The organism is Chitinophaga alhagiae, assembly GCF_003568665.1.
GTDB classification, from domain to species: Bacteria; Bacteroidota; Bacteroidia; order Chitinophagales; family Chitinophagaceae; genus Chitinophaga; species Chitinophaga alhagiae.
Window position 1 is genome coordinate 2362800 of the sequence record NZ_QXMH01000001.1, and the last position, 17279, is coordinate 2380078.

12 protein-coding genes are annotated in these 17279 nt (G+C 55.8%); 5 read left to right on the forward strand and 7 right to left on the reverse strand.

Features of this window, described 5'->3' with window-relative positions:
• The first annotated feature begins 48 nt into the window (after window positions 1–48).
• The 3 genes from D3A97_RS09670 to D3A97_RS09680 all read left to right on the forward strand — a co-directional run bounded on the left by D3A97_RS09670 (window position 49) and on the right by D3A97_RS09680 (window position 5727).
• Window positions 49–2892 (forward strand): SusC/RagA family TonB-linked outer membrane protein, encoded by a 2844-nt coding sequence (locus D3A97_RS09670; protein WP_119078150.1) that lies wholly within the window; start codon window positions 49–51, stop codon window positions 2890–2892.
• Window positions 2893–2904: 12 nt separating this feature from the next.
• On the forward strand, window positions 2905–4419 hold the full coding sequence (locus D3A97_RS09675) for a SusD/RagB family nutrient-binding outer membrane lipoprotein (RefSeq protein ID WP_119078151.1): 1515 nt from the start codon (window positions 2905–2907) through the stop codon (window positions 4417–4419).
• Window positions 4420–4500: 81 nt separating this feature from the next.
• Window positions 4501–5727 (forward strand): PepSY-associated TM helix domain-containing protein, encoded by a 1227-nt coding sequence (locus D3A97_RS09680; protein ID WP_119078152.1) that lies wholly within the window; start codon window positions 4501–4503, stop codon window positions 5725–5727.
• Between the two features lie 6 nt (window positions 5728–5733).
• Here the strand turns inward: D3A97_RS09680 and D3A97_RS09685 are convergent, their stop codons facing one another.
• Both D3A97_RS09685 and tsaE read right to left on the reverse strand, forming a co-directional pair.
• Window positions 5734–6951 carry an alanine dehydrogenase gene (locus tag D3A97_RS09685; protein WP_119078153.1) on the reverse strand — a complete coding sequence of 406 codons (1218 nt, stop codon included), beginning with the start codon at window positions 6949–6951 and terminating at the stop codon, window positions 5734–5736.
• A 46-nt stretch (window positions 6952–6997) separates the two neighbouring features.
• Window positions 6998–7462, reverse strand: coding sequence for a tRNA (adenosine(37)-N6)-threonylcarbamoyltransferase complex ATPase subunit type 1 TsaE (gene tsaE, locus D3A97_RS09690; protein WP_119078154.1), 465 nt, complete (start codon window positions 7460–7462; stop codon window positions 6998–7000).
• Between the two features lie 243 nt (window positions 7463–7705).
• On the opposite strand from tsaE, the gene D3A97_RS09695 reads away from it, so the two are divergent.
• Complete coding sequence (locus D3A97_RS09695) at window positions 7706–9796, forward strand: heavy metal translocating P-type ATPase (RefSeq protein ID WP_119078155.1); 2091 nt, start codon at window positions 7706–7708, stop codon at window positions 9794–9796.
• A gap of 170 nt (window positions 9797–9966) precedes the next feature.
• The gene (locus D3A97_RS09700; RefSeq protein ID WP_232825931.1) at window positions 9967–11862 is read left to right on the forward strand and encodes a RecQ family ATP-dependent DNA helicase; all 1896 of its coding nucleotides are present in this window, start codon (window positions 9967–9969) and stop codon (window positions 11860–11862) included.
• A 40-nt stretch (window positions 11863–11902) separates the two neighbouring features.
• On the opposite strand, the gene D3A97_RS09705 is transcribed toward D3A97_RS09700, so the two are convergent.
• The 5 genes from D3A97_RS09705 to D3A97_RS09725 all read right to left on the reverse strand — a co-directional run bounded on the left by D3A97_RS09705 (window position 11903) and on the right by D3A97_RS09725 (window position 17264).
• Window positions 11903–12949 carry a Gfo/Idh/MocA family oxidoreductase gene (locus D3A97_RS09705; RefSeq protein ID WP_119078157.1) on the reverse strand — a complete coding sequence of 349 codons (1047 nt, stop codon included), beginning with the start codon at window positions 12947–12949 and terminating at the stop codon, window positions 11903–11905.
• Window positions 12950–13038: 89 nt separating this feature from the next.
• Window positions 13039–14592, reverse strand: coding sequence for a helicase HerA-like domain-containing protein (locus D3A97_RS09710; protein ID WP_119078158.1), 1554 nt, complete (start codon window positions 14590–14592; stop codon window positions 13039–13041).
• Between the two features lie 20 nt (window positions 14593–14612).
• Window positions 14613–15059 carry a hypothetical protein gene (locus D3A97_RS09715; RefSeq protein ID WP_119078159.1) on the reverse strand — a complete coding sequence of 149 codons (447 nt, stop codon included), beginning with the start codon at window positions 15057–15059 and terminating at the stop codon, window positions 14613–14615.
• A 14-nt stretch (window positions 15060–15073) separates the two neighbouring features.
• On the reverse strand, window positions 15074–15913 hold the full coding sequence (locus D3A97_RS09720) for an MBL fold metallo-hydrolase (RefSeq protein WP_119078160.1): 840 nt from the start codon (window positions 15911–15913) through the stop codon (window positions 15074–15076).
• A gap of 22 nt (window positions 15914–15935) precedes the next feature.
• A complete protein-coding gene (locus D3A97_RS09725) occupies window positions 15936–17264 on the reverse strand; it encodes an MFS transporter (RefSeq protein WP_119078161.1) in 1329 nt (442 codons plus the stop codon).
• Between the last annotated feature and the right edge of the window lie 15 nt (window positions 17265–17279).

Here is a 17279-nt window from a genome sequence, read left to right on the forward strand (position 1 = left end):
TCCCTTATTCATTGCTGCTTTGAAGGAACTTTGCAAAAAATATTTCGAATGATAAAAAAGCTACACGGTATATGCCTGCTGCTTTTAACGGTAGAGACGGCACAGGCCCAACAGGGCCCTTCAATTAATACAGACACGCTGCCTGCCGTACGCAACCTGAACGAGGTGGTGGTAACAGGGGCGCTGGGCATCAAGCGCTCTGCCCGGGAGGTAGGGGCCGCCGCGCAGTTGGTAGGCAATGAAGAGCTGAACCAGGGAAAAGTGGTAAACCCCATTTTCGGCCTTACCAGCAAGGTGGCGGGGCTTCGTATCAACATGTATGACAGCAAGGTAGACCCGCAGGTAAAAATTGTGATGCGGGGCAGCCGCTCGCTCAACCGCGGCAAAAATGAGCCTATTTACGTGGTAGACGGCGTGCCGGTACCGGACATCAACCGCCTGAACCCCAATGATATTGAAAGCATCACCGTGCTTAAAGGCGCCAATGCCGCGGCATTGTACGGCTCCGAAGGGGTGAACGGCGCGCTCATGATCACTACGCGGAGCGGGCAGAAAGGCCGTACTGTTGTCAAGTTCAGCAATACTACCACCTTTTCGCAGGTATACCTGCTGCCGCCGGCGCAAACCCGCTACGGACAGGGCACGGAAGGAGTGTACGCGCCCACCATGTACGAGTCCTGGGGCCCGCTGTTTGATGGCAGCACCCGGGACCTGGGCGGCGTACTGCCCGATGGTACGCAACCCACCCAAACCTATGCGGCAACGTCAAAAGACAACCGGCTCAACCTGTTCCAGACGGGCATCACCCAGCAGAACGATCTTTCTTTTTCCGGTGGGGACAACAAGAGCACCTATTTCCTTTCCCTGCAGCATGCTGCTATCAAGGGCATCATACCGGAAGACGCCAGCCGCAGAACAGGCGCCCGCTTCAACGGCTCCCGCCGGTTCGGCAAGCTCAACACTTCCTACAACATCAATTACATCTATTTTAACCGGAACACAACACCAGACGGGCCCTGGATCACGGCCTACCAGTTGCCCGCCAACTTTGACTATCCGGCCATGAAAGACTGGGAAAACCCCAACTCGGCCGCCAACCCGCTGTACTTCTTTACAGACCAGATGAAGAACCCCTATTTCCAGATAGACAACACCCGTGACCGCCTGGCGCAGCAAACGCTGAACGGCAAGGTGGAGCTGGACTACCAGGTAACAGACTGGTTCAAGGCCATCTACCGCCTGGGCCTCTACAGCGTTTCCGAAGAAACCAGGAGCACGGCAGGCAAGTTTGAAGCGCCGGGCAGAAGGAATGTAGTAGGAACAGTGAGCGATGGCAGCAATAATTTCCGCCGGGTGAACGGAGACCTGATACTGAGCTTCAATAAAGACTTTGGCAAGTTCAGCACCCGCCTGGTGCTGGGGCAGAACTTCCGTGCGGACTATACGAAAGTGAGCGCCGTAGGGGCCGGCAACCTGACCCTGCCCGGCCTCTTTAACCCCGGCAGCCGCGTGGGCGAACTGAACGGCAGCGCCGGTATTACAGAATACCGCTCCGTAGCAGGTTACGGAGAACTGACGGCGGGGTATAACAACTTCCTTTTCCTGACGCTTACAGGCCGTAACGACGTGGTGTCTGTACTCAGCCCGGAGAACCGCTCCTACTTTTACCCCGGTGTAAGCGCCTCTTTTGTGTTCCACGACGTGATCACGGCGCTGAAACACAGCAGGGCACTGTCTTTCGGAAAGGTATTTGCTTCATGGAACAAAACCGGCAACGTTACGCTGGACCCGTATAACCTCAACAACGCCTACAGCCAGGTAAACGGCTTCCCCTTCGGGAACATGGTAGGGTTTACGCCCAGCGCTGAATACCCCAACCCCAACATTCAGCCGGAATTTGTAACGTCTTATGAAGCAGGCCTGCAGCTGAGCTTCCTGAACAACCGCCTGCATTTTGAGGGCAGCTACGCTTACTCTGACTCCAAAGGCCAGATATTCAAGGCCAATACATCCCGCGCCATTGGTTACAGCACCGCTGTGGTAAACGCCGGCCGCCTCACCAACAACGTGATAGAACTGAGCCTCAGCGCAGACGTGATCAGGGACCGCGGCCGGGATATACGCTGGAACATTGGCGGCGCCTTTACGCACATCAACAACCGCGTGCAAGAGCTGTATGAGGGCCTGGAGCAGTTCCCCATATTCCGGCAGTCTTATGCCGTAAAAGGCAGCGCTTACCCCGCGCTGCTGGTGAGCGATTATAAACGTGACCCGCAGGGCCGCGTAGTGGTGAACGCCACCACGGGAGACCCTGTTCAGGCCACCGCGCAAAGCCACCTGGGTACCATGGTGCCGCCTTACCAGATGGGCCTGCATACCATGTTCAGCTATAAAGGCATCAGCCTCCGCGCACAGTTCGACAGCCGCCTGGGCGGCTGGCTGTACTCGGAAATAGCGCCGAGGATGTTTACCGCCGGCACGCACCCGTGGACGGATGATTATGACCGCCAGCCCTTCGTATTCCCCAACTCCGTAATAGAAGTAAGTGAAGGGAAATACGAGCCCAACACCAGCAAGCTCACCTCCAGCGGCGGCAAATCATTCTGGCAGCAGCAGGGCAGCGTGCAATACAACACCGCGGCAAAATCTGACTTCTTCAAACTGCGCGAGCTGGCCATCAATTACAGCCTGCCCGCTTCCCTGCTCCGCCGGCAGCAGCTGGTAAAAGACGTGAACATTGGCCTGGTAGGCACCAATCTTTTTATTATCCGGCACAAAGACAATATTTACGGAGACCCGGAGTACCTGTACAACAATACAGACGGCTACCTGAGCTTCCGCCAGGTGCCCCCGTACAGAACATACGGCTTTAACATCAACGTAACTTTCTAAACAGATCACGTCATGAATAGTGTGTTTAAAATATTTACCGGGCTTTTTGCGGTGGTGGCCATGTCATCCTGCAGCAAGTTCCTGGATGTGAACAAGAACCCGAACGCGCCCGTTAATGAGAACCTGCCGCTGAGCGCAAAGCTGCCCGCGGCGCTGGTAAGCTCCGTGAACCAGGAAGCGGGCCAGCTCAACCAGCTGGGCGCTTTCTGGGCCGGTTACTGGGGTACTACCAGCGAAGGGGTGAACCTCTTTTTCAAAGAAAAGAATTATGATGGCCCGGCCATACGGCACCAGCGGGACGGCATCCCGGTTTGGGAAAACGCCTACGCCACCCTGCTGTACTACCAGCTTATCAGGGAACAGGCCGAGAAAGAAAATGCGCTGTTCTATGCCGGGGCCGCCAAAATTATGCAGGGCTGGCATTTTCTGCGCCTGGTAGATGTATACAATAACCTGCCTTTTGACGATGCCCTGCAGGGTACCGTACATCCCAGGCCCCGGTATGAAGACGGGAAAACGGTGTATGCCAAGTCTGTAGACCTGATCACCGCCGGTATCAACGACATCAAAAATGCGCTGCCGGGAACGGAAGCAAAAGCGGACGATATTCTTTTTAACGGCAACAGGACCAGCTGGGCCAGGTTTGGCAACACCGTCAAGCTGCGGGCGCTGGTGCGCCAGAGCGAGGCGGGAGATGCCGCGTACATTACCGCCGAAATAGCCAAAATTACGGCCGAAGGCAGCGGTTTCCTGGCGGCCGGCGAGCATGCGGACGTAAACCCCGGATACCTGGTGTCTGCCGGTAAAATGAACCCCTTCTGGGAAACGTATTACCGCAACGTGCAGGGCGCGGCTACCGGCAACCTGCTGGACCTCCGGCCTACGCAATATGCCGTAGACCAGTACATCAGCCGCAACGACCCGCGCCTGCCGCAGTTGTACGTGGCCGTGGGCGGCTCCTACAAAGGAGTGTTGTTTGGCAACCCCAATGCGGAAGAGCAGTACAACCGGGCCAATACCTCCGCGTTCAAAGGCCCGCAGGAAAACGGCAACCAGCCGGCCGCCGTATTCAAATCACAGGTGCAGGCAGCCATGCTGATGGGGGCCTTCGAAAGCCTTTTCCTGCAGGCGGAGGCCGCTCAGCGCGGATGGCTGCCGGGCGCCAGCGCGCAATTGCTGTATGAAGAGGCTATACGTGAATCTTTCACATACATGGGCGTGAATACGGCTCTCTTTGCCGCCTACAACAGCCAGCCTGCGGTAGACTTTGCCCAGGCGGCCAACAAGGTAGCCCGCATTGCGGAGCAGAAGTGGCTGGCGCTGAACAGCATCAGCGGTATAGAGGCATGGGCGGAGTACCGCCGCCTGGGCGTACCGGCCATCCCCAATTCGCTGGATGCGCCTACGCCGGATGCAAGGCCGCTGCGGCTCATGTACCCTGAAACGGAAAGGCAGAGTAATGGCGAAGAAGCCGCCAAACAGGGGAGCGATAACATTACAACGGCGCCCGTATGGTGGGACAAATAATATTTGCATCGTAAAAAACATAAGCATAGGGAAACAGGGCAACCTGTTTCCTTCGTTTGTTTCATATCAATCTGGTAAAGGATGGCATCAGTACAAAAAAATCCGGCATGGCGGAAAATAAGGAAGATATTCAACGACATCCATCTCTGGATGGGCATTGCCAGCGGGCTCATCTTGTTTGTGGTTTGCCTCAGCGGCACCATTTATACTTTCAGTACGGAAATACAGGAAATGCTGGAACCTGCCAAATACAAGGTGCAGGCGCCGGCCGGCGCGGAGCGCCTTGGCGCGGAAACATTGATGGCGCGTGTACGGGACAGTCTTGGTAAGGTCACCGTGAACAGCATCACTATTCCTGCGGCGCCCGGCAGGGTGTACCAGGTGAATGTGAAGAAGGTGGAAAAAACGGAGGGGCAGCCACCCCAGGGCGGCCGTGGTGACCGTGGTACCACTTACCTGGTAGACCCTTATACGGCCGAGATCAGGGGAACGCCCAAAGGCGCCGGTTCCGATTTTTTTATGGTGATGTTCAGGCTGCACCGCTGGCTGCTGCTGGATACGGAGATAGGCCGCCCCATTGTAGGATGGGCCACTGTGGTGTTTGCCTTGCTGGTAATGACCGGCCTGGTGATCTGGTTCCCGCAGCATCTCAAAGCCTGGAAGCAGGGGCTGCGCATCCGTTTCAGCGGTAACTGGAAACGGATCAATCACGACCTGCATAATACGCTCGGGTTCTATTCATCCATTCTTCTGCTGATCATGGCGCTGACAGGCCTTACCTGGTCTTTCTCCTGGTACCGTACCGGCCTGAACAAAATGCTGGGCGTACACAAGCCGGAAGGCGCGGCAAAAGAGCGGCCGCTGCAATCGGCCCCGCCGGCAGACAGTGCCGCGGCTCCTTTGTCTATTGCAGAATTGCTGGCAACGGCAGACCGTGAGCTGCCCTATAAGGGCGAGTACCGGATCTTGCTCCCGGGCAAACCAACCGCCACCGTGCAGCTTTCAAAAGCGAGAACGGGCTTTTTTGCGCCGGCGGCCGGAGACCGCCTGCAGCTTGACCAGTACAGCGGGGCGGTGCTGCAAAAGGAAATTTTCAGGGATAAGCCGCTGAACGAACGGATTGCGGCCTCTTTCAAGGCCCTGCATGTGGGGAATGTGTACGGCACCTTTTCGAAGATACTCTATTTTATTGCCTGCCTTTTTGCTACCAGCCTGCCGGTAACAGGTACGCTGATCTGGATCAACAAGCTGCGGAAAAAACCGGCTGGGAAGAAGAAGCCGGCGGCGGTAATGGCGGAGGCGCAATAGGCAGCGTCAGCCTTTTACGGCCAGCAGCAATTCCAGGTCTGTATATTTCAGCTTGAACTTTTCGCTGAGGTGATAGTTGGTGAGCGCGCCTTTATAGAGGTAAATGCCATTGCGCACGCCTCGCTTGATCCATACCAGGTTCTCAAAGCCGCCGTCGTCCGCCGCTTCCAGCAGCAGGGGCATCAGCACGTTGCTGATAGCTTGTGAGGCGGTGCCTGCAAAGCCGGAGGGGATGTTGGGCACGCAGTAGTGGATCACGTCATATTTTTTGAACACAGGGTTTTCATGAGAGGTGATCTCGGAGGTTTCGAAGCAGCCGCCGCGGTCAATGCTGACGTCTACTATCACAGAGCCGGCTTTCATGTGGCTGACCATAGACTCGGTAACCACTATGGGCGTACGGCCGCTCTGGGAAGAAAGGGCGCCCACGGCCACGTCTGCATTGCGGAGCTGCTCCGCCAGCACGCGGGGCTGTATAACGGAGGTGAATACACGTACGCCTATATTGTTTTGCAGCCTTTTCAGCTTGTAAATATTGTTATCGAACACCTTTACCGAAGAGCCCAGGGCCAGCGCTGTACGGGCCGCAAACTCCCCAACAATGCCGGCGCCTATGATCACCACCTTGGTGGGAGGGATGCCGGTAACGCCGCCCAGCAAAATGCCCTTGCCGCGGTTGCTGTTGCTCAGGTACTGCCCGGCAATGAGCATGACGGCCCCGCCCGCTATCTCGCTCATGGCGCGTACAATGGGATAGGTGCCCGCATCGTCTTTCAGGTTCTCGAAAGAAAGCAGGGTAATGCGTTTGTCCATCATCTTCTGCAGCTGCTCTGCCTTGAGCACGGAGAGGTGAATGGGAGATATAACGATCTGGTGGGGGCGCAGCAATTCAATTTCCTCATCGTTGAGTGGGGCGGATTTTACGATGATGTCTGCCTTGAACACTTCCTTCTTGTCATAGACAATTTCTGCGCCGGCCTCGGAATAGTCCGTGTCATAGAAATGCGAGCCGTCTCCTGCCTTGTGCTCCACCACAATATGGTGGCCGTTGTTGGTGAGAATGCTCACAGCGTCCGGGGTAAGCGCTATACGGCTTTCCTGGAAGGAAATTTCCTTGGGGATGCCTATGAATAAACGAGAATTTTTTTGTGGAATATCCAGCGTTTCTTCCAGCGGAGAATACGTAAATCCGGCGCTCACAACAGGTTTTTGCCTTTGCTCCATAATCGTAGACAATTGTATGTTAGGTCTCTGTTCAAAGATACACTTATTATTGCAGGGAAGGGGCCCTAAAATGCCCGGGGCCCACATGCCCGGCCAGCAGTTTCCGCTGGTGGTCAGGCGTAACGCTGAGGAAGATATGTAGCGTGTCCTCGGGCAGCAGGGGGGCCACCAGCTCCGGCCATTCTACAAAACAAATGGCGCTGGGGTGGTAGAGGCAGTCTTCCACCCCGGCTTCTACCGCCTCTTCCAGGCTTTTGAGGCGGTAAAGGTCCAGGTGGTAGATGATATTTTCATCCCCGTTCCCGTTGGCATACCGGTATTCATTGATGATGGAAAACGTAGGGCTGGCCGTGGCGTCTTCCACGCCCTTGGCCGCGCACAGTTCCTTGATCAGCGTGGTTTTTCCCGCCCCCATCTCTCCGCTCAGGGCAAAAAGCCGCTGCCGGGGGTAGGTTTCCCAAAGCTGGCGGGCCACCCGGGGCAGGTCTGCGTGTGCAAATGTCAATCTCATACGTTTAAGCCTTAACAAGGCTTAAAATTAGCAATTCCGGGGCATTTAAATGAGGTACGGCGCCGGATAGCCCGCCCGCGCCGGCAAAAAGAGGCAAAAAAGTACGCCGGTTGCATTGGTCTTCAATGTTGCCAGCCGCTGGCAATACGGCCGGCGGACAATTGAAAATAGCACCCCCGTTGCATTAATAATCCCCCGCCGAAAACGGCTTTGTGGTAATTTTACCATACAGGAGATCAAGCTATGGAAACGATCAGTTGCAAGGTAAAAGGGATGAATTGCTCCAGTTGCGCGCTGACTATCTCTAAATACCTCGAAAAAAAAGGAATGGAAGACGTGGCCATCAGTGTAGCCACGGAAGAACTGCGCTTTAACCTGCCGGAGGGTACCGATGCGGAAGAAGTGATAGACGGCATCAACAACCTCGGCTATGAAGTGGTGCTGCCCAATCAGGGCGGTAAAGGCAGTGCCTTTTACAATACGCTTACGTTCAAATTTGTGTTTTGCATGGTGTTTACGGCCCCCCTGCTGCTGCATATGTGGGTCAACTGGCACTGGCTGCACACCCCCTGGGTGCAACTGGCGCTCACCATACCGGTATACATGGTGGGCATGATGCACTTTGGCCGCAGCGCCTTCCGCTCCCTGCGCAACGGTATTGCCAATATGGACGTGCTCATTACCCTGGGCGCCACGGCGGCTTTTGTGTACAGCCTGGCAGGCACCCTGCTGCAACTGGGGCCTGACTACCTTTTCTACGAAACCACGGCCGCTATTCTCACCCTGGTATTTTTAGGCAACCTGCTGGAAGAAAGATCTGTTAAATCCACTACCACCGCCATAGCAGAGCTGGCGCGCATGCAGCATACGCATGCCAAACGGCTGAACGAGGCCGGCGAGGTGGAAGAAATAGACAACAGCGAGCTGCGCACGGGAGACCGGGTGCTGGTGAACGCGGGAGACAAGATACCGATGGACGGCACTATTTACTGGGGCGGCGGGCATGTGAACGAGTCCATGATCACGGGGGAAAGCGAGCCCGTAAGCCGGCAGGAAAAAGATAAGGTGATAGGCGGCACCATACTGGAAGAAGGCAATATAAAAATGTTCATTACAGCCACCGGCAAAGACACGGTGCTGTCTTACATCATCAACCTCGTAAAGCAGGCCCAGAGCAACAAGCCGCCCATGCAAAAGCTGGCGGACAAGATCAGCGCCATATTTGTGCCCGTAGTGCTGGGCATAGCGCTGGTTACCTTCCTGGGCTGGTATTTCATAGGGCAGACCACACTGGCGGTAGCCATGATGCGGAGTGTGGCCGTACTGGTAATTGCCTGCCCCTGCGCCATGGGCCTGGCTACCCCGGCGGCGGTAATGGTAGGGCTGGGCCGCGCGGCGCGCAACGGTATTCTCATTAAAGGCGCCCATACGCTGGAGGCCTTCCGCAACATCCGGCAGATCGTGTTCGATAAAACCGGTACCCTTACTACGGGGCGGTTGCAGATAGGCCGGTGGGAAACCACCCTGGAGCCGGAAATGTTCCGGTCCATCGTGTTCAGCCTCGAAAAATATTCCTCCCACCCCATTGCCCGCTCTATTACGGCCCAATGGAAGGGCGTGCCGGAAACAGCGCTGCAGCAGGTACGGGAGCAGAAAGGCGTTGGCATGCAGGCCAGGGACAAGGCCGGTAACGAATGGCAGCTGGGCTCTTACCTGATGGCACGCCATGCCACCAAAGACGATACGCATAATATTTACCTGCTTAAAAACGGCGCGGTAGCCGGCTGGATGGACTTTACAGACGAGCTGCGCCCCGAAGCGGCCAAAGTAATATCCGTACTCAAACAAGGCGGCATCCGTACCATCCTGCTGAGCGGGGACATGCAGCGCAAATGCGACCAGCTGGCGCAACAGCTGGGTATAGACGAAGTGTTTGCCGAACAGTCTCCGGCAAAGAAGCTGGAGAAAATAGATGCGCTGATGCAAAGCGCGCCCACGGCCATGGTGGGAGACGGCATCAACGATGCGCCAGCTTTGGCCAAGGCCAGCATAGGCATTTCTCTCAGTGATGCCACACAGGTGGCCATGCAAAGCGCCAACGTGATATTGCTCAACAACCACCTGGGCGCCCTGCCGCTGGCCATGGGCCTGGGCAGGCATACTTACCTCACTATCAAACAGAATCTCTTCTGGGCGTTTATCTACAACATTGTAGCCATTCCCGTTGCCGCGCTGGGTTTCCTGAACCCTATCATTGCGGCGCTGGTGATGGGCCTTTCAGATGTGGTGCTGGCCATCAACTCCGTGCGGCTGCGGTTCAAGAAAGTGATATGACGGCCCGCTGAAGCCCGGCTAAAATATGGCATTAGGTACACAGCCACAACCTCGCCGCGGCAGCCTGACCGGGCGTTGGAGGCGCATCAAAGAACGTTTGCAGCGAATACCATAAAATCCCTGTGTACGGGATATTTGCATAAAGATTAGCGCTAAATTTGCCTGCTTTGGTGACCGCACATTCCATATTGCACAAATTCTGGGGCTACCAGCAGTTCAGGCCGTTGCAGGAAGATATCATTGCTTCCATTGCGGCCGGGCGGGACACGCTGGCGCTGCTGCCAACCGGCGGCGGCAAGTCCGTTTGCTTCCAGGTGCCCGCCATGATGCAGGAGGGGCTTTGCCTGGTGGTGACGCCGCTCATTGCCCTTATGAAAGACCAGGTGGAGAACCTGAACAAGCGCGGCATTCCGGCCTTTGCCATTTATGCGGGCATGCAGACCCGCGATGTGGAAAAGGTGCTGGCGCTGGCCAGGGAAGGTGATATCAAATTCCTGTACGTATCTCCGGAACGCCTGCAGAGCAAACGCTTCCAGTGGTATTGCGAAGTGCTGCCCGTGCGCCTCATTGCGGTAGACGAGGCGCATTGCATATCCCAGTGGGGCTATGATTTCAGGCCGGCTTACCGGCAGATTGCCACCATCCGGGAGCATTTTCCCAGCGCCCCCATTCTGGCGCTAACGGCCACGGCTACCCCAAAAGTACGGGAAGACATCTGCCGCCAGCTGCAATTGCGCAACCCCGCCGTGTTCGTAAAAAGTTTTGCCCGCGCCAATCTTTCCTACAGTGTGGTGGAGGAAGAGGGCAAGCCTGCCCGCATGAAGCAGATACTGGACAAAGTGCCCGGCAGCGCCGTCATCTATTGCCGCAACCGGCGGCAGACAAAAGAAATTGCGGCCCTGCTCGGCGCGCAGGGCATCTCCGCCAGCTACTACCACGCGGGCCTTACCTCCGCGGAGCGCACGGCCCGGCAGGAAGCCTGGATCAATAATGAAACACGGGTGATGGTATGCACCAATGCCTTTGGCATGGGCATAGACAAACCGGATGTGAGAATGGTGATCCACGCGGATGTGCCTGACAGCCTTGAGGCCTACTACCAGGAAGCCGGCCGCGCCGGCCGCGATGAGGAAAAGGCCTACGCCGTAATGCTGTACAACCACCGCAACCTGGAAGAACTGAAAGCCCGCATACCCCTGCAATTCCCCGCCATGGAAGAAATAAGGGCCATCTACCAGGCTGTTGTGAACTACCTGCAGGTGCCGGTGGGAGCGGAAGGGGTGTACTACGATTTTGACATCAACGATTTTGTAAAACGCTTTGGCGTCAACATTACGCTGGCCTTCAGCACGCTCCGCATTCTTGAGCAGGAAGGCGTATGGCAACTCAGCGAAAGCGTGTACATACCCTCTAAAGTGGAGTTTGCGACCAGCAGGGACGTGCTGTTCGAGTATGAAGACCGGCAGCCCGATCTTTCTCCGCTTATACAGGCCTTGCTGCGCACTTACCAGGGCATATTTGACAACCCGGTGCCTGTTTTTGAGAAACAGATCGCGCGTATTATGCGGGTAGGTGAGGAAGATGTGGCGCATGATCTTCAGCTGCTGCACAAGCAGGCCATTATCAGGTACTATCCCAAAAAAGACCAGCCGCAGCTCTGTTTCCTGGAAGAACGGCTGCCGGCGCAGCATCTGCGGGTGAACATGGTATTGCTGGAGCAGCGCAAAAAGGCCTTGGAAGAACGCATAGCGGCCATCACGGCCTATGCCCGCAATAACAACCAATGCCGCACCCAACAACTGGTGGCCTATTTCGGGGAAAAGGACGCACAACCCTGCGGCGTGTGCGATGTATGTGTGAAGAAAGAAAAAGGGGGCCTGCAGTCTAAAGAGTTCGGCCGGCTCACCACCGCCATTATGGCGGCGCTGAACGGCAAAATCAGCCTGCAGGCCCTGATGGAAAAAGTAGATGCCGAGGAAAGCAGGGTGTTGGAAACCCTGCAGTTCCTGGTGGCGGAAGGTTTTGTGTTACGGGATGAAGACGGGATGCTGTCTGCTACAGCGTAATGCGGCTGAAGCTGGTTCTGCCGCTGCATGTCTCCGTCTGCTACACGTTCACCAGCCGGCCTTCCTTACTGCTCTGGAAAGCCGCTTCAATAATCCTCACCACGTCCAGCCCTTCTTCCGCGGTTACCGGGTTGGGTTTGCCTTCGCGGATGGCGCTGTAAATGCCCTGGTAGTAGTCCAGGTAATTGCCATTGCCCCCGGGCAAAAATTCTTTTACCACTTTGCCGTCTATTTCTGTGTGCAGCAGGCCCCATTCATGCGGCGCTTCCGCGCCCCAATCAGGCGTATCAGGCAGTACGCCCTTCATCAGCAAGGCCTCCTGTATGTCTGATTTGGATTTGATGAAAGAACCTTTTCTGCCGTGCAGGATGTAGGCCGGGAGCGCTTCGCGCACCAGGTAGCTGGATTTGAGGCGCACGCGCAGCTGATCGTAATACAGCAGCAGTTCAAAATAATCGTCTACCACGGAATCTTTCCGGAGAATGCGGATGTCTGCCCATACCTTTTGGGGCATGCCAAAAATGGTCAGCGCCTGGTCTATGAGGTGGGAGCCCAGGTCGTACACCACGCCGGTGCCCGGCTCTGCCACTTCCTTATGTTTTTTGTAGCTCAGCTCTTCCTTGAAGCGGTCATAGTGAAATTCCACTTCCAGCACATCGCCCAGCAGGCCGTCTTCCACTACCTTGCGCACAATTTTGTAATCGCTGTCATAGCGGCGGTTCTGGTACACGCTGAGCAGCAATTTTTTGGCGGCGGCCAGCTGCAGCAGCTCTTCCCCCTGGGCTACGGTTACGGTAAAAGGTTTCTCTACGATCACATGCTTGCCGGCGGTGAGGGCGGCTTTTGTGTATTCGTAGTGGGTATAGTTGGGCGTATTCACCACGATCAGCTCCAGCGAGGCATCGGCCATGAGGGCGTCAATGCTGTTGTAGATCTTCACGTACGGGTAACGCTGCTGCGTAAGGTGCTTGCTGCGCTCTACCACGGCCGTCAGCTCAAAGCCCGGATGCACGTGAATAAAAGGCGCATGAAAAGCGTAGCCGCTGTGGCCGTAGGAGCAAAGACCTGTTTTAATGGGTGTTGACATATTCAAAAACTATTTCTTTTTGTAAGATACAGCGGTAAAACCGAAGCTGCAACTACGGCGCTACCACATGCATAGCGCGTGCTCTTTAATTAAAACCAGCTGGTGCCTTTCTTCTTGCTGCTGCGCCCGCCCAGCCCCAATGCCCCCAGCAAGCTGCGGGTAATGATGCTGGCGGCCGTTCTGCCCGCCTGGCGCGCGGCGGAGCTGGTCACAATGCTTTCCAGCAGGCCTTTTTCTTCTTTCTGCCGGCCTTTTTTCTCCGGCTCTTCTTCCTTGCTTTTCTCGGCAGCTTCCGCCAGCTTGGCGGTCAGCATTTCGTAGGCGCTTTCGCTGTCTATTTCCTGGTTGTATTTTTTTACGAGTTTGCTGCCGGCTACCAGCTGGTCAATTTCCGTGTCTGTGAGCACGTCCATGCGGGAGTGGGGAGATACCAGCATGGTGGCTGCCAGCGGGGTGGGGGTGCCTTTCTCGCTGAGGCAGGTCACCAGCGCCTCGCCAATGCCTATCTGCGTCAGCAGCTCGTCTGTTTTATAAAAATCGGAAAGCGGGTAGTTTTCCGCTGTTTGTTTGATGGCCTTGCGGTCGTTGGCGGTAAAGGCGCGGAGGGCGTGCTGTACCTTCAGGCCGAGCTGGCCCAGTACGGAGGGCGGCACGTCCATCGGGTTTTGCGTGCAGAAGAAAATGCCCACGCCCTTGGAGCGGATGAGCTTGATGATGGTCTCTATCTGCTGCAGCAGGGCATCGCTGGCTTCCTGGAAAATAAGGTGCGCCTCGTCTATGAACATAACCAGCTTGGGTTTGTCCAGGTCTCCCTCTTCCGGCAGGGTGGCATACAGTTCCGCCAGCAGGCTGAGCATGAAGGTGGAAAAAAGTTTGGGCCGGTCCTGGATGTCTGCCACGCGCACAATGGAAATTTTGCCCCTGCCGTCATCCGCAATGTGCATGAGGTCTTCTACTTCAAAGGATTTTTCGCCGAAGAAAACGGTGGCGCCCTGTTGTTCCAGCTCTATCACCTTGCGCAGGATGGTGCCGGTGCTGGTGGTGGAGATCTTGCCGTAATCTTTTTCCAGTTCTTTTTTGCCTTCGTCGCTGACGTACTGGAGCACTTTTTTGAAGTCTTTCAGGTCCAGCAGGGGCAGCTGCTGATCATCACAATACTTGAAGATCATGGCTACCAGGCCGGCCTGGGTATTGTTCAGCTCCAGTATTTTTGACAGCAGCACGGGGCCAAACTCGCTGACGGTGGCGCGCAGGCGGGCGCCTTTTTCGTGGCTGAGGCTGAGCAGTTCTGACGGGTAGGCCGCCGGCGCCCAGGCGCCGCCTATTTTGGCATATCGTTCTTCTATTTTGGCGTTGGAGGTGCCTGCGGCGGCAATGCCGCTGAGGTCTCCCTTGATGTCCATGAGCAGTACGGGTACGCTGGCGTCGCTGAGGCCTTCGGCAATTACCTGCAGGGTTTTGGTTTTACCGGTGCCGGTAGCGCCGGCAATGAGGCCGTGGCGGTTGAGGGTCTTGAGCGGCAGCAATACGTCCGCGCCGGTCACTACCTCACCGTTCAGCATGGCGCAGCCCAGCTTGAAATGTTCTCCTTTGAACGTATAGCCGTTCCTGATATATTCGAGAAATGCTTCCTGATTAGCCATAGTATGCGGTTTGATAAGGGTTATTCTTCTTTCAGCAGTTGTTTGGCGTCTGCAATGCTTTTGAGCATCAGGTCTTTTACATCGCTGATCTTTTTCATTTCGTTCTGCAGGTATGCTTTTTTCTCTTCGGTGGTTTTGCCTTCCATCTTCATGTCATAGGCATGCATCCAGGTGTTCATGGCATTGTTGGCGCTGTCCAGCAGAGTGCCCGCCTGCATGTAAGGCGCGGCGGCCTTTTTACTGGCGCCAATACTGTCTGTTACTTCCGTAACGCGTGTTTTGAGCCGGCGGATGACCATCATTTTGGCCATGCCTTCGTCATGCACGTCCATCACCTGTTGGGCCAGCGAGTCTACCAGCAGGGAATCTGCCACGGCCGCGCTGTTGCCGGCGGGCGCGCCACCCTGGCAGGCTGCCAGGGCTAATACGGCTGCCAGGGGCAGCATGCGGATAAGGTGTTTATACATAGCTTTTGTTTTTATCAAAGATCGGTCAGGGGGAACGAGTTTTTCAGACGGATGCCTTTTTCCGTGCTGTGCAGTATGCCGCATTCCATCGCAGGGTCATGCTCAAAGTACAGCACATACTGCCGCTCGTTGGCTTCCGCCAGGAAACGTTTCTTTTCTTCCAGCGTGGTGAGCGGGAACATGTCATATGCCATTACGTATGGAATGGGAATGTGGCCCGCGGAGGGCAGCAGGTCTGCCATGTATACAATGGTATGCCCGTTGTAGCGGATCTCCGGCAGCATCATGGCGTCTGTATGCCCGAAGGCGAACCGTACGCGGATGTGGTCGGTGAAGGCCACCCCGTCTTGCTGCGCTATGAATTTCAGCTGCCCGCTTTGCTGAATGGGCAATATGTTCTCTTTGAGAAAGGAGGCCTTTTCCCGGTCATTAGGCTCGGTGGCCCATTTCCAGTGCGCCTCATTGCTCCAGTAGGTGGCATTCCGGAAGGCGGGCGCCAGCCTGTCTCCCTGGCGCTCTATGCTGCCGCCGCAATGGTCAAAATGGAGGTGGGTGAGAAATACGTCTGTAATGTCGTCTCGATGGTAACCCAGGGCGGCCAGGGATTTCTCCAGCGTATCATCTCCGTGCAGGTAATAATGGCTGAAGAACTTTTCGTCTTGCTTGTTGCCGATGCCGTTATCTATCAGGATGAGGCGGTTGCCTTCTTCCACCAGCAGGCAGCGCATGGCCCAGGTACACATGTTGTTGGCGTCTGGCGGGTTCAGTTTTTGCCAGATGGTTTTGGGCACTACGCCGAACATGGCGCCGCCGTCCAGTTTAAAAAGCCCTGTATTGATCGTATGTAGCTTCATCCGTAAATATTTGTCCGGTTCTTCAGGCGCCGGTCTCGTATACGGCGGCCTGCGTTTTCCTGCCTGCTAAGCTACGTTGTTTCTGCAAGGCAGAAAACAGCCAGATGAGCCCGACGCAGAAAAAGCCCATGAGCACCAGTACGGAGGTGCGCATATTGTTGGTGATGTGTTCTATATAGCCGAAGCTGAACACGCCAATGGCAATGGCCAGCTTTTCGGTTACGTCGTAATAGCTGAAAAAGGAAGCCGTATCCCGCGTTTCGGGGAGGAGCTTGGCATAGGTGGAGCGGCTGAGGGACTGTATGCCCCCCATTACCAGGCCTACGGCCAGCGCCAGCAGGTAAAACTGCATTTCCGTGGTAATGAAGTAGGCGCCGAGGCAAACCCCTATCCACAGCAGCACGGTGGCTATGAGCACTTTAAAGTTGCCGAAGCGGCCGGAGAGCCGCGCCATGCCCCAGGCGCCGAGAATGGCTACCAGCTGGATGAGCACCACGCAAATGATCAGTTTGGTGGCTTCCAGCTTCAGCTCCTTGGAAGCGAAAATAACGGCCACCATCATCACCGTTTGCACGCCCATGCTGTAGAAGAAGAAGGCGCGCAGGAAACGTTTCAGCACGGGCATCACCCTTACCTGGGCATATACTTTTTTCAGCTCAATGAACCCATCTTTGAGCACCCTGCCGGAACCATTGCTGATGGCGGGTTTGGAGGCAGGCAGGCGTTTAAAGGTGATCTGCGCGAAGCCGAACCACCATATGCCCACCAGCAAAAAGGTGATGCGTACGGCCATGGCGTCTGTAATGCCAAAGGGGGTGAAGGTAACGAGGGCAAAACCTACCAGCTGCATCAGCACGCTGCCAATGTAGCCGAAGGAGAAGCCGCGGGCGCTCACCCTGTCCTGGTACTCCGGCGCCGCTATTTCAGGCAGGTAGGAGTTATAGAACACCAGCCCTCCCCAGAAGCCGATGGCGGCCAGCATCACGGACAGCATGCCCAGTTCAAGGCTGCTGGTACTGGTAAAGGTGAACAGGGAGGCACAGGCCAGCGCGCCCAGGTAACAGAAAAAGCGCAGGAAGTTCTTTTTATTGCCCCGGGTGTCCGCAATGGAAGAGAGAATAGGCAGGCTGAGGGCTATCAGCAGGTATGCAAAGGAGAGCGTATAGTCATACAGCACGGAGGCGAGCAGCGTTTTTCCCATAAAGGTCACCTCATCCGTACCGGTGCGGGCTTTGGTAACGCCCAGGTAGTAGATGGGGAAAAACGTGGTGGTGATAACAAGGTTGTAAACGGAGTTGGCCCAGTCATACATGGCCCAGCCATTTACAACTTTCCTGTTTGGTATGCTCATAGGGAATTATTGAAT

Bases quoted from the DNA above. Each gene is read 5' to 3' on its own strand.
- D3A97_RS09670 (WP_119078150.1), top strand. From the start codon at position 49: ATGATAAAAAAGCTACACGGTATATGCCTGCTGCTTTTAACGGTAGAG.
- D3A97_RS09675 (WP_119078151.1), top strand. From the start codon at position 2,905: ATGAATAGTGTGTTTAAAATATTTACCGGGCTTTTTGCGGTGGTGGCC.
- D3A97_RS09680 (WP_119078152.1), top strand. From the start codon at position 4,501: ATGGCATCAGTACAAAAAAATCCGGCATGGCGGAAAATAAGGAAGATA.
- D3A97_RS09685 (WP_119078153.1), bottom strand. From the start codon at position 6,951: ATGGAGCAAAGGCAAAAACCTGTTGTGAGCGCCGGATTTACGTATTCT.
- tsaE (WP_119078154.1), bottom strand. From the start codon at position 7,462: ATGAGATTGACATTTGCACACGCAGACCTGCCCCGGGTGGCCCGCCAG.
- D3A97_RS09695 (WP_119078155.1), top strand. From the start codon at position 7,706: ATGGAAACGATCAGTTGCAAGGTAAAAGGGATGAATTGCTCCAGTTGC.
- D3A97_RS09705 (WP_119078157.1), bottom strand. From the start codon at position 12,949: ATGTCAACACCCATTAAAACAGGTCTTTGCTCCTACGGCCACAGCGGC.
- D3A97_RS09710 (WP_119078158.1), bottom strand. From the start codon at position 14,592: ATGGCTAATCAGGAAGCATTTCTCGAATATATCAGGAACGGCTATACG.
- D3A97_RS09715 (WP_119078159.1), bottom strand. From the start codon at position 15,059: ATGTATAAACACCTTATCCGCATGCTGCCCCTGGCAGCCGTATTAGCC.
- D3A97_RS09720 (WP_119078160.1), bottom strand. From the start codon at position 15,913: ATGAAGCTACATACGATCAATACAGGGCTTTTTAAACTGGACGGCGGC.
- D3A97_RS09725 (WP_119078161.1), bottom strand. From the start codon at position 17,264: ATGAGCATACCAAACAGGAAAGTTGTAAATGGCTGGGCCATGTATGAC.